Source organism: Helicobacter pylori (assembly GCF_001653475.1).
GTDB lineage: Bacteria > Campylobacterota > Campylobacteria > Campylobacterales > Helicobacteraceae > Helicobacter > Helicobacter pylori_CM.
Window position 1 is genome coordinate 671607 of the sequence record NZ_CP011487.1, and the last position, 12330, is coordinate 683936.

At 37.5% G+C, this 12330-nt stretch carries 14 protein-coding genes; 3 read left to right on the top strand and 11 right to left on the bottom strand.

The annotated features are described in order from the left end of the window. Window positions 1-2: 2 nt before the first annotated feature. The 9 genes from AA974_RS03270 to AA974_RS03310 form a co-directional block, all read right to left on the bottom strand. A complete protein-coding gene (locus AA974_RS03270) occupies window positions 3-410 on the bottom strand; it encodes a hypothetical protein (RefSeq protein ID WP_064433402.1) in 408 nt (135 codons plus the stop codon). A gap of 11 nt (window positions 411-421) precedes the next feature. Further along, on the bottom strand, window positions 422-1243 hold the full coding sequence (gene galU / locus AA974_RS03275; protein ID WP_017280445.1) for a UTP--glucose-1-phosphate uridylyltransferase GalU: 822 nt from the start codon (window positions 1241-1243) through the stop codon (window positions 422-424). Further along, window positions 1240-2922 carry a lytic transglycosylase domain-containing protein gene (locus tag AA974_RS03280; protein WP_064433403.1) on the bottom strand — a complete coding sequence of 561 codons (1683 nt, stop codon included), beginning with the start codon at window positions 2920-2922 and terminating at the stop codon, window positions 1240-1242. The genes galU and AA974_RS03280 overlap by 4 nt, the downstream gene beginning before the upstream one ends. A gap of 8 nt (window positions 2923-2930) precedes the next feature. Beyond that, window positions 2931-3224, bottom strand: a complete 294-nt coding sequence (locus AA974_RS03285; protein ID WP_064433404.1) for a YggT family protein — start codon at window positions 3222-3224, stop codon at window positions 2931-2933. Next, window positions 3221-4540 (bottom strand): glutamate--tRNA ligase, encoded by a 1320-nt coding sequence (gene gltX / locus AA974_RS03290; protein WP_064433405.1) that lies wholly within the window; start codon window positions 4538-4540, stop codon window positions 3221-3223. The genes AA974_RS03285 and gltX overlap by 4 nt, the downstream gene beginning before the upstream one ends. A gap of 166 nt (window positions 4541-4706) precedes the next feature. Then, the gene (gene frxA / locus AA974_RS03295; RefSeq protein WP_064433406.1) at window positions 4707-5360 is read right to left on the bottom strand and encodes an NAD(P)H-dependent flavin oxidoreductase FrxA; all 654 of its coding nucleotides are present in this window, start codon (window positions 5358-5360) and stop codon (window positions 4707-4709) included. A 1-nt stretch (window position 5361) separates the two neighbouring features. Further along, the gene (locus tag AA974_RS03300) at window positions 5362-6219 is read right to left on the bottom strand and encodes an NAD(P)-dependent oxidoreductase (RefSeq protein ID WP_064433407.1); all 858 of its coding nucleotides are present in this window, start codon (window positions 6217-6219) and stop codon (window positions 5362-5364) included. A 14-nt stretch (window positions 6220-6233) separates the two neighbouring features. Then, window positions 6234-6737: an SRPBCC family protein gene (locus AA974_RS03305; RefSeq protein WP_064433408.1), complete on the bottom strand. Its 504-nt coding sequence runs from the start codon at window positions 6735-6737 to the stop codon at window positions 6234-6236. Continuing rightward, on the bottom strand, window positions 6725-7966 hold the full coding sequence (locus AA974_RS03310) for a CCA tRNA nucleotidyltransferase (protein ID WP_064433409.1): 1242 nt from the start codon (window positions 7964-7966) through the stop codon (window positions 6725-6727). The genes AA974_RS03305 and AA974_RS03310 overlap by 13 nt, the downstream gene beginning before the upstream one ends. Before the next feature lie 62 nt (window positions 7967-8028). On the opposite strand from AA974_RS03310, the gene queC reads away from it, so the two are divergent. Beyond that, complete coding sequence (gene queC / locus AA974_RS03315) at window positions 8029-8724, top strand: 7-cyano-7-deazaguanine synthase QueC (protein ID WP_064433410.1); 696 nt, start codon at window positions 8029-8031, stop codon at window positions 8722-8724. Window positions 8725-8775: 51 nt separating this feature from the next. Here the strand turns inward: queC and oipA are convergent, their stop codons facing one another. Continuing rightward, window positions 8776-9690 (bottom strand): outer inflammatory protein OipA, encoded by a 915-nt coding sequence (gene oipA / locus AA974_RS03320; protein WP_064433411.1) that lies wholly within the window; start codon window positions 9688-9690, stop codon window positions 8776-8778. Window positions 9691-9870: 180 nt separating this feature from the next. On the opposite strand from oipA, the gene AA974_RS03325 reads away from it, so the two are divergent. Both AA974_RS03325 and AA974_RS03330 read left to right on the top strand, forming a co-directional pair. After that, window positions 9871-10323 (top strand): hypothetical protein, encoded by a 453-nt coding sequence (locus AA974_RS03325; RefSeq protein WP_064433412.1) that lies wholly within the window; start codon window positions 9871-9873, stop codon window positions 10321-10323. A gap of 86 nt (window positions 10324-10409) precedes the next feature. Further along, window positions 10410-10787 carry a hypothetical protein gene (locus tag AA974_RS03330; protein ID WP_080471014.1) on the top strand — a complete coding sequence of 126 codons (378 nt, stop codon included), beginning with the start codon at window positions 10410-10412 and terminating at the stop codon, window positions 10785-10787. 4 nt (window positions 10788-10791) lie between these two features. Here AA974_RS03330 and hydE read toward each other — a convergent pair whose 3' ends face one another. Continuing rightward, entirely contained in the window at window positions 10792-12330 is a 1539-nt protein-coding gene (hydE, locus tag AA974_RS03335; protein WP_064433414.1) for a hydrogenase biosynthesis protein HydE, read from the bottom strand.

Genomic DNA, 12330 nt, shown 5'->3' on the forward strand with positions numbered 1-12330 from the left:
TTCTATCCTTTTTCTTTTTTATTCTTAAGGGCTAAGCCGGTAGCGTTAGCGATTTTTTGTGCATGACTAGGGTTAGCGCTTTCTAATTCTTGCCCAAAATTAATAGCGTCTTCTAATTCAAAAAATTCTGAAGCGACTAAATTTTGAATCGTTTCTAGCCACAGGGTTTCTTTGTCTTTAGGGCAAATTTTAAAACGCTCATTAAAGCTGTTTTTAAGTTTTTCTAAAGCTGGCGCGCTTTTAAGGTTTTTGATTTGTTCGCTCAAATTTTCTAAAGAGAGGCTTTTATTAGGAAGATTTTGCTTTAAGGGGGGGCGAGAAAGCCTCCAAGCAAGCCCCACCAATAACACAGGTAGCAAGCATACAAAGAGGATCAAATACATGTAAGCATAATAAATCAAATTGCCCATGTTGATAAGATTTACAAGCGTTTTTTATAATAAGCGTTACTCGCTTCAATATAGCCTTCCACGCTCCCGCAATCGTATCGTTTGCCTTTGAATTGGTAAGCGATGATTCGTTTTCTTTTGGCTTGAGTGAGTAAGGCGTCTGTGATTTGGATTTCATTGTTTTTACCCGGTTTCGTCTCGCTTAAAATTTCAAAAATATCCGGGGTTAAAATGTAGCGCCCTATCACGGCTAGATTGCTTGGGGCGTCTTCTTGGCTTGGTTTTTCCACCATGTCTTTAATCTCATACACCCCCTCTTCTAACCATTCGCCCCTAATCACGCCGTATTTTGAAACTTCTTCTAGTGCCACTTCTTCAATGGCTACAATGGAGCATTGGTATTTTTGATACAATAAAATCATTTGCTTTAGCACGCTTGGATAATCATGGCTTATGCATAAGTCATCGGCTAAAATCACCGCAAAAGGCTCATTGCCTATGAGGGCTTCTCCGGTTAAAATCGCATGCCCTAAGCCTTTCATTTGCTTTTGGCGCACATAGGAAAAACAGCATTTTTCTATAATGTTACGAATGCTTTTTAGGGCGTTTTCTTTGTTGGTGCCTTGGATTTGATGCTCTATTTCATAGCTCGTGTCAAAATAATCTTCTAAACTGCGTTTGTTTCTGCCTGTAACAATCGCCATCACTTCACAGCCTGCTTCCATCGCTTCTTCTACAGCGTATTGGATTAAAGGCTTATCCACAATGGGCAACATTTCTTTAGGAATGGTTTTAGTGATCGGCAAAAAGCGCGTGCCATAGCCAGCGGCAGGAAAAAGGCATTTTTTAATCATGGTTTGTCCTTTGAGTTAAGAGTTTGTTCTAAAAACGCATCAATAGGGATGAAATTCCCAAAAATTTCTTGATAAATCAAGTAATTGAGCATGACCCTAAAGCCATACAAACGGGTTTCGCTATAAGGCATAAGCTCCATGCTAAGCCATGGCTCAAAATGATTTTTTTCTTTAAATCGTTTGGAGCTTTCTAGCCACCTCCTTAAAAACCCAGGTCCAGCGTTATAAGCGTAGGCGACAAAAAGGGGGTGGTTGAATTCTTTTTTCAAATGGTTCAAGTAATAATTACCAAATTTGAGAGCGATATTGGGGTTAAACATGTCGTTTAAATCAACATTATCCATGCCAAGGCTTTTAGCGAAAGGTCCTACATTAAAGGGCATGATTTGCATAAGCCCTAGAGCGAACGAGCGAGAGATTAAAGCCGGGAGCAAGAAACTTTCTTGCCTAGCGATCGCATACGCCATAGCCTTTTCATCCACGCTTTGCCATTCAATAATGCCTTCATAAGGGGATAAATAATAATAAATCTTGTCTTTATTGCGTTGACTTAAAAGATAGGTCAATTCAGGGGCGCTTTTTTCATAATACAAGCTTTTTAGCATCGCATTAAACGCACCCTCATCTTTCAAACTCAAGGTTTTTTCCTTAAAAATTTGCCACGAAAAAGGGTCATAAGTGTTAAAAGGAGGGTCTTCTTGGCTTAAATTTTGAATGTGAGAAATGATGCGATAACTGGGCGTGGTTTGGAGCTTGCGGCTCGCATAAAGACTATAGAGGTTTAAGGCAGGGCTTTGTGAAAGGTGCTCCAAAACTTTTTTCTTTTTAGAGACTAAATACTGCCAAAAAATCGCTCTGTCTTTTGAAAAATCATCGTCTTTAACAACCGCTTCTGAGCGTTCAAAATACTTGAGCGCTTTAGAGGGTTTTTTGCGCAAGATTTCATTAATCCCTAGGATAAAAAAGGTTTGCGCGTTGCTATAGGTAGCGTTACTTTTAGTGAGAGCGTCTTTAAAATGATCCAATTTAGGATCTAAAATAACCTGATAGATCAAGCGGTTAAACGCCGGGTAATCTTCATCTAAAAGGCGGTTTAACTCTTTAATCGGGATATGCTTTTCAAAAATTTGGAGCTTTTTTTCATAACTCAAATGATTGAAAAGCGCGCTAAACACTTGTGCGTTAGCCTTAAATAAAGAAGCACTCACATTCTTACTTTGCAAAATTTCTAATTCTTCATAAAGAATAGGGTAAGCCTCTTTGATTTTAATTTGTAAGGGCTTAAGGGTTTGAAGGGGGATTTTATCAAAATCTCTGATTTTTGATTTTAAAGCGATAGCGATACAGCTTGCTTGGAAAGTGTCTGCCTCTTCTAGCATGCTTTCTAAAGCTATTTGCTTGCAATGAATATCTTCAGGCAATTTAACATCAGGGCTTTTTTCTGAATCGTCTGAGCCTTTTTCTTGCATGGCCTTTTGCAGGGCGCTGTTTTTATTTTGAGTCAATTCATAGGCTTTTTTAGCGTTTTCTAAACTGGTTTTTTTATCGCTAATATAACGCCATAAATAATAATCCCTAACGATCCCGGCGGGCTTTTTTTCTAAATCTTTTAAATTGAACTCGGCTTGAGAAAAACCAACGCCAAGCATGCCGATAAAAAATAAAATAAAAAAACGCATGGTTTTCTTTAAAGACTTTTGGCGAGCGCAAAAAGCCATTGGATGAGGGTTAAATCTAAAAATTTCAAAACAATGACCACCACTAAAGGAGCGAAATCCAACCCATTAAACACAAGCTTGAATCTGGAGCGTAAAAAATAAAACACCGGCTCACACAAGCGAGCGAGGATTTGCATGATGGGGTTATTGGGGTTAGGCTGCACAAAGCTAATAAGCGAATAAATGATCACTACCCATATATAGATCGTAATGAGCGAGCTTAAAATCACCGCTACCGCATTAATAAGGGTAGAAAAAATCATGCTTTAAGCCTTAAAACTTCTTGATGATGGCTTTGGATATAGGGGAAAATCAAAGGCAATTCAACGCCATGCGAGTTCCCGGTTAAAAGGATGCGCAAAGGTTTGAAAAAATCCTTACCCTTAAGCTGGCTCAATCGCATGGCTTCCTTTTTAAAACTTTCAAAATCCTTATACGCTTGAAAATCCATGCTTTTTAGGGCGTTAAAAAGCGCTAAACAACGCTCTTTAAAATCCTCGTTTTCATAAGTTTTAACAATATCTTTTGGCTCTAAAAACAACGAAATTTTTTCTTTCAATTCTAAAAGCGTGCCACATTCTTCTATAAATAATCTTAAAAGTCCTAGGAGTTTTTTATCTTTGATTAAAGTGAGTTCTAATAATTTTTCATCGTCTAAAAGCTTTAAATGCTCGTGGTTTAAGTGTTTTAAATATTTTAAATTAAAATGAGCTGGGGAATTAGAAAGATTTTTTAAATCAAACCATTCTATCGCTTCATCAAGGCTAAAAACTTCCTTAGGCACTTTATTACCGATAGTGATGAGGTAATTCACAATCGCAACGGGTAAAAACCCTTGATTTAAAAGCCATTTCACGCTGGACGCTTCATCTCTTTTGCTCATCTTTTTACCGCTTGTTTCATCTAAAATAATGGGTAAATGCGCATAAACAATCGGATCGTTTGAGCCTAAAGCTTGCTGGATTAAAATTTGTTTAGGGGTGTTACTCACATGATCTTCGCCTCTAATAATCAGACTGATTTCATAGAGCAAATCATCGCATGCGCAAGCGAAATTATAAGTAGGGCTTTTATCCTTTCTTAAAAGCACAAAAGAATCCAATTCGTCAGGTTCAAATTTCACTTCTTTTTTAATCGCATCATTGAAAGACACCGCATGATTTGGGGTTTTTAAACGCACCACAGGGGCATGGTGCTTGTCTTTTTCTAAAGCCTCCCACTCGTCTAAATACCTGAAAGGGCGTTTTTCATTTTTGGCTTTTTCTTTTTCTCTTTCTAAAAACTCCGCGCTCGCATAACAATAAAACGCTTTATTTTCTTTCAGTAATTTTTCTGCCATTTCTCTGTGATAATCTATGTTATGGCTTTGATACACGAGCTTGTCCCAGCTTATCCCCATAAGCTTTAAAATCTCTAAAATTTCCTGGTCTTTGCCTTCAATGTTGCGTTCTTTGTCCGTGTCTTCAATGCGGATGAGAAAGGGTTTGTGTTGCTGTTTGGCCACAATGTAGTTAAAAATGGCTGCCCTTAAATTCCCTATGTGCATATCCCCTGTAGGCGAAGGCGCAAAACGAAGCATAAAAACCCTTTATTTAAAAATAATTTTTGATTATACCTAAAGAATACTTAATTATGCTGTGGTAGTTCTGTTTTTATCAAACATGAAAAAGCATTGTTTAAGAGATTAGCACTTGGCTAACGCCAAGCTCTTTATGGTTGGTTATCCAAAAGCTAAAAGCGTTTTTTTATTCAATCACTTCATAAATAACTTCTGTCTTCCAGCGGGTTTTAGGGGTGATTTCTTGGTTACGATAACCAAAACTAGCCATTACCGATACCCCAAATTCCGCCGTGTTTAGATAGCCTTTTTCCTTTAAATAAGCCTCCACTTTCTCTTGATCATACCCTTCAATCGGGCAAGAATCAATCCCCAACATGGCCGCTGCCATCATCATGTTCGCCATTTGGATATAAGTCTGCTTGCTAGCCCAATCAAACAAGGATCGTTCACTATTGAGTTTCATATCGCTCTCTTGGAAATTTTTGATGATTTGAGCGAACCTAGAATCAGTGTCATAATCCCTTTTTTTAACCTCATGCATCACTTTTTTAACATAATCGCTGTCATAAGTAACGCCTTTTCGTGCAAGATAAATGACAAAATGACTCGCTCCCTCCAAGCTAGAAAGTGCCCCCCAGGCCATCGGTTTTAAATCTTCTTTCATGCGTTCATTTTTCAATAAAAGCATTTTACATGGTTCAAGCCCGATTGAAGAAGGGGCTAACCTCCCCACTTCAACCAAAGCTTCCCAATCCTTTTCAGAAATACGGCGATTAGGATCGTATTTTTTCGCAGCAAATCGTTGGTGCTGTAAAGCAATCACTTGTTCTCTGTCCATTTTAATGATCTCCTTTTTCTAAATAATGATAAATAACTGCCATATCCAATGCGCCTAAACCGGATTTTTCTGCTCGAGAATAAAGCTCTTGCACTTTGAATAAGAATGGCAATTGAATCGCCTCTCCTGCTTCATTGCTGGCTAAACGAATGTCCTTGAGCATGAGCTTCAAACTGAAAGCGGCCGGATAGCTATCTTGTAGCCACATGCCTTTTTTAGCTTGAAAGAGAGGCGAATTCATGCCAGATTGGCCAATAATTTGCAAAAATAGCTCTGCACCAACCCCTAAATGTTTGGCTAATAGTAAAGCTTCTGAGTAAGCAATCCCCATTTGAGCTAAAAGGCTATTAATGGATAATTTGGCTCTCATCCCTTGACCAACTTTTCCTAAATAAAAAGTTTGACTTCCTAAATGTGCAAAAACAGGTTTGAGTTGAGTAACCACTTCTTTTTCACCTGCCGCTAAAATCAATAAAGCCCCGGCTTTAGCCGCACCAACCGATCCCGAAACAGGCACTTCAAGGTAAGTTACTTGATGCTTTTGAGCGATTTCTTCTAAAGCCAAGCTTTCCAAAGGAGCGATAGTGCTCATATTCACCACGATTTTTTCAGACATCTGTTCCCAAAATTTTGGCACTAAAACAGCATCAATCGCCATTTTATCCGAAAGCATGATAAAAATTAGATCAACTTTAGCGGCCAAATTTATAGGGTTGGTATAAACCGCTACGCCTTTTTCTTTTAAAGGGGTTGCTTTACTCTCTGTTCGGTTATAAACTGATACTTTTAAACCCGCATCGCACAAACGAGTCGCCATAGGAGTCCCCATAGCCCCAAGTCCAATCCATCCTATTTCCATTTAATCCTCACTTATTAGTGCGAATACGCCACTAAACCATCTAACCAAGCTTGATGGCCATTCAACATCGCATTAGGCACAGACACTACTAAAGCTTTAGCAGGGACTCCTGATTGGCTTTCTTGGGTTAGAATACGCACACGATTATTATCCAGTTTTTCAACTAGCCATGCATGATAGACTTCAAGATATTCATCGCCTTTAGCTTCATTCCAACCTCTCCAAGCCAAACGCAGTATGGCATCTTTCAATTCAAACTCTTCCACTTGCACTTCAACAAGAAAGCCAAAAGTTTCAAAACAAAAACGAGTCTTATCTTTAAGAATGGTATTGTCTTGATTGTGCATGCGGATATTCCCTGAATTTTTGTAATACCTTTCCCAATGGGATGCGTCTCTTAAATGCTGCACCACTTTATTAAAATCCAAACCTTTGACAATGACTTCATTGGACACAAAATTATCAGTCTCTCCTAAAATCCATTTCTTAGGCCATTGAATCGCATTCATCGTTGCCATGTTTCTCCATTTGTAATTTTTTTGCTTATTGGCACAAAGTTTATAGCATCATTAGGTAAATAATGATCCTTAACCCATTTTATCAGCCATTCTAAAGCGTTGTTTTTAGGGTTAGCGATGACTAAATCTAAGCATGCGTTTAAAATTCCGCCGATTTGTTGGTGTTTATAGCCCAAGCTTTGAAGCGTGCCGCCCTTAAGGGTTAGGTGTTCTTTTTTAAAAGGTTCGTTAGCGTTAAAGATTTCTTTTAACAAGCCTTTAATTTTTAAAGCGTGTTTAGGGTTTTCTAGTGCATAAAAATCTAAAGCCAAATTAAAGGGCTCTAAATCGTAGTTTTTTAATAAAAATTTTAATTCTGTTTTGTTATGGGTGTTTAAAAAAGCTTTATGGCATTCTTTAGCTTTTAAAAATAAAACACAAGTTTTTTTAGGGTAGCGTAAATTTTCTAAACTTTTTTGATGTTTAAAAAACCCTAACAATCTTAATTCCAAATTGAAAGGCGCATTCTTTAAAAACCCTAAATTTTCTATATTTTCTATTTTCTCTTGAATAACCACCTCTAAAATTTCTTGATATTCTTTAGCCACTTCATAGGCATTTTTCCCCATAAGAAACTTATTTAATTCACTTTGCAAGCGCTCTTTAGAAAGATGTTTTAACCAATCCTTACACGCAAAAACCGCTCTTTTGGTGCTTGTCATTATCTTAAAGCCTAAAGTTGCACTAAATCGTAACGCTCTTAAGATCCTTAAAGCGTCTTCAAAAAACCTTAATCGCGCTTCCCCCACGCATTCAATCACTTGATTTTCAATCGCATTCTGCCCTTTAAAAGGATCAATAATCCCTTTTGTAGGGCTATAAGCGATCGCATTCATGCTGAAATCGCGCCGTTTCAAATCGTCTGTTAGATGAGCGCTAAAAACCAATTCTTTAGGCTTTCGGTGCTTGACATGCCCTTTTTCAATTCTAAAAGTTGTGATTTCATAGCTTTGATTGTTTTTAAGAGCCGTGATCGTGCCATATTTGATGCCGGTTTCTAGCACCCTAAAATGGTGTTTTAAAAGAAGTTCTTTACTTTCATTGACTGAAGCGCTTGAGGTTAAATCGTAATCTTTAGGGGTAATACCCATTAAACAATCGCGCACGCACCCCCCTACCAAGTAAAGCTCATGAGAGGATTTTTCATAAATGTCAAACAATTCTTTTAATTCTTTTTCTAACTCAAACACGCTTTTTACTCTTAAAATTTCTTTGTGTTATTATACCTTTTTAGAATTTTTAAGGAATTTTGATGGAACAAGAAATTTGCGTAATCAGTTTTAGCGGCGGGCAAGATAGCACCACTTTAGCCGTATGGGCGAAAAAGCGTTTTAAAAAAGTCTATTTAGTGGGGTTTGATTACGCGCAAAAACACTCTGTGGAATTAGAATGCGCTCAAAAAATCGCTTCTCTTTTACAACTCCCTTATGAAATCATCCTATTAGATTTTTTGGAGAATATCACCCACTCCGCGCTTTTTAAAAACTCTAACGATTTGATAGGGCAGCCGTATGAGAAAGAAAGCGTGCAAAATAAAGATTTACCCAACTCTTTTGTGCCTAATCGTAACGCTATTTTTATCACCCTTTTGCATTCTTACGCGCAAAAACTAGGGGCTAGTAACATCGCTTTAGGGGTTTCGCAAGCGGATTTTAGCGGCTATCCGGATTGTAAAGAAGATTTTATTAAAAGCATTGAGCATGCGCTTAATTTAGGATCAAACACGGCGATTAAAATTGTAACGCCTTTAATGTTTTTGAATAAAGCACAAGAATTTCAAATGGCTAAAGATTTAGGCGTCTTGGATTTAGTCATCAAAGAAACGCACACCTGCTATCAAGGAGAGCGAAAGATTTTGCATGCTTATGGCTATGGCTGCAATGAATGCCCGGCATGCCAATTGAGAAAAAAAGGCTATGAAGAGTTTCAAAATAAGGTTTTGTTTTAAAAACCAACTAAAGAGCGTTAAAAAGCGTGTTTTTAATGTTTATTTTTAAAGTTATTTAAAGTTATATGTATAGTTAAGATAAACGCTCACCACTCTTTTATAATCCAATTTATCCCCGTAATTATCGCTATAGTAATTGACTTTAAAAGCTGGCACTTTAACCCCTAATTCAACACTAGAACCTCCAAGATATGTTTCATCGCCATAGCGATCAATAGCGTATTCATCAGTATTCCAACGAACGCCAAATTTTCCTTGCAACTGAAAAATCGTGTGGCTCTTGACTTGATTGAAAGGGGTGAGATTGTTACTTGCAAACCAAGTGCTAGCCCCTATATCCATGCCAATCACAAGCCCTGAAGATTTTCTAAATACATGCATCGATGCTTTTTTTAATGTATCAGCGTCTAGCGTTCTGCCGGTCATATCTTTGTAAAATATAGAGAGCCCTTTTACCCTTCGTTTAACATATTCTTGGGACGCTCGCTTATCGTTAGTCCAATTAATAAGCAAATCCGTATTGAAACCATAGGGTAAAAAAACGATTAAACCGCTGCCAGGAACAGAACCAACGCCACCAAGTTGGTAACCGAAAAAAAGAGAGTGCCTAAACCCTATAATCCTTTTTTTACCCAAAAAATATTTATACCCGAAGCTGAGTTCATTAAAAAGACCGCCCGATCCACCATTCCCTGCGAATCGGTTAGCGATTTTTGTTGAATCTTTCACTTCATTTAAGGCGTTTTGTGCATCTCTTATAGCTTTTGTGTTTTGTGTGGGGAATAATGAATTTTTTGCGTTATTGATCGCTTCATTTAAGGCGTTTTCTGCTGAAGCTTTTTTGCCGATGCTACCTTGTCCTTTAATATAGCTTCCTTCTGCAAAATTTAAACCCAAATAAAATCCATTCCTTTCAGCGTGGAGCCAAAACGAGAGAGAGAGAGTTAGTAAGAGAGCTTTTTTCATGGTTTTTCTTTGGTTTAAGATTTGATATTGTGATTAGGTATTTTATCATAAAAATAAGATTTTAGTTATTGGGTTTTAATGAAAAACAAAATTAAAATGAAATGGCTACAAAACCACCGCTTAATCAACATTAAATTAAAAACATGTTAATCTTTAGTTATTTTTAAATTAGGAAATCTTATGCATCCAAACCATAAAACTTTTTTACCCAACCAATCCGCTCACCTCTCTAAAATCATTCTTTTTTTAAACACTGGCTTTTTAGCCTATCTGTTAAGCGCTTGTGGGGCGAATGTACCTATAGAAGAAGTGCTAGTTAAAGATCCCAAAGAGACTAAAGCCCAAGAAGTCGCCAGAGAAGAAAAGGCTATCCAGCAAGAAAACGCCACTATTGATGCGCACACCACGCCTTTGATCAATCGTTTCACTAATTATAACGCTTATGGCTCTTTAAACGGCTTTTACAATTCAGTGGATAATCTCAATTCGCCCATGCAAAACGGGATGTATGGAGGCTATTACATGCCTTATTATTACATGCCCTATGGTTTCATGCCTTATGGGGCAGGTCTTATGCCTTATGGGCCTTATGGGTATGGAGCGCCTGGATACTTCCCTTACGCTTTTTATTGATTGGGTGGCTTTTAGCGAGCGTGGTGGTGTTTTTACTCAAATGCGCTTGTGTTTTCTAATGGTTATTTCTAACATGCTATGGTGGTGTGATAGGAAGAGACTATATAAGAGGAGATCTTATGCGTATAGTTAAAAATTTATTTCTTGTATCGTTTGTGGCTTATAATAGCATGTTCGCAGTGGATTTAGAAACCGAGACTAAAAACAACAAAAGGCTTTATGATTTCACTAAAAGTAGTGCTTTAGAAGGCATAGATTTAGAAAAAAGCCCTACCCTTAAAAGCCATAAAAAAAGCGGTAAAAAGTTTTACAAACAACTCGCTAAAAACAATATCGCCGAAGGGGTGAGCATGCCGGTTGTTAATTTCAATAAAGCTCTGTCTTTTGGGCCTTATTTTGAAAGGACTAAAAGTAAAAAAACCCAATACATGGACGGCGGGTTGATGATACACATCCGCTTTTAAGCCCTTATTCATAATCCAAAAACGCATGCGTTTTAAGGGTTAGGGTTTTGGGGAAATATTGCACAAACAAATCCAAAAACACTTTTTCGCCAAAGAAGTCCCCAACGATCGTTACTTCTTGGACGCTAAAATTCTGTGCGTTATCCCAAATGAAATTCCCCAAAAACTCCGCCAAAGAATCCAAAATCCCCAAACTCAAAATTTCATTTTCCACGCCTGCGAGCCTGAAACTCATCGCACTGTGCATGATCTTTGAAAAATTTAAAGCCATTTTAAAAGAATCGTCTTTAAGGATTTTATAATCAATCCTAGGGCCTTTAGGGCGTAAGCATTCTTTAGCCAAAGAAATAACGCTTTGTGTGCAAAAATTCTCGCTATAACCCAAAACAAACCCCAAAATTTGGAAAAAATCCAATAAATTCGCACCCCCTAGCTGATATTTAGAAAGCTCTAAAATGCGCGCGTAAAAATTAGGGAATTTAGCCTCGTAGTTTTTTAGCATTCTAGAGGCTTTTTCATCTTGTTTGAGGAGGTCAAACGATTGGTTGAAATCAAAACTGACGCTTAAAAGCGTTTTTAAAGAACCATTAGCATGCAGTAACAACCTTGTAGGGCGCTTGAAACTAAGATACAAAACGATAGAATTGGGGGTTGCACTCAAAAACTCTAATTCATCTTTAAAAGCAATGGCAGAAAGATTGTTTTCTAGTACAAATTTTTTGGTGGGTGTGATCAAGCGCTTAGGGGTTTTAAAAAGCGCTTCATAATGCAAAAGCGCTTCTTGTGGGTTGTTTGCATGGGTAAAAACAAATTCTATACCCTCATCTTGTAAAATATGGCACAATAAATTCAATATGGGGTCAAAGGGTAGTTGGGCGATGATTTCATCGTTTTTAAAAGTGTCCTTAAACACGCTTTTTAAAGAGGCTTTGATAGAAGGTTTTTCCAAACTAGCCAAATACTTAGCGTCCTCTAAAAGCAATTTAGTGCAGGTCAAAACGCTAGAAAGATCGCTAAAAATAACGCTTGGAGAGGGCTTTTTTAAAGAAAGGGATAATGCCCCCCTAGAAGTGTAAATAGGGATAAAATCTTGTGTTTTGAGCATGCCTTTTAATTGGGTTAAGCAATCTATAAGCTCTTTAGGGCTATGGATTATAACCCCCTTAAAAGCGGTGTTTTTAACAAAATAAAACGCATTGGCATACAAAGATGAATTTTTATCTAAAAAATCTTGATGCTCTTTAGCGTTCATAAAAAGGGGCTTTGAAAGGCTTGTTGTTTGGAAAAGATTTTCATCTAAAGGCTCTGTGATTTCCTTTAAAGACAAAAAGCTAAAATCTAAAGAAAAGGGCAGAATTTCGCTGAGTTTTTGTGCGAATTCTAAAGTGGTTTCAGCGCTCGCTTGGAGATAGAAAGAAGTCGTATGATCCTTATAAACGCTATAAAAACGCGCTTGCAAATTGAATGCTATTTGCTCTAAAAGGGGCGTAAAATTTAGGCTCGTTTCTTCATTAACGCATTTAAAAAGAAAGACAAACACCAA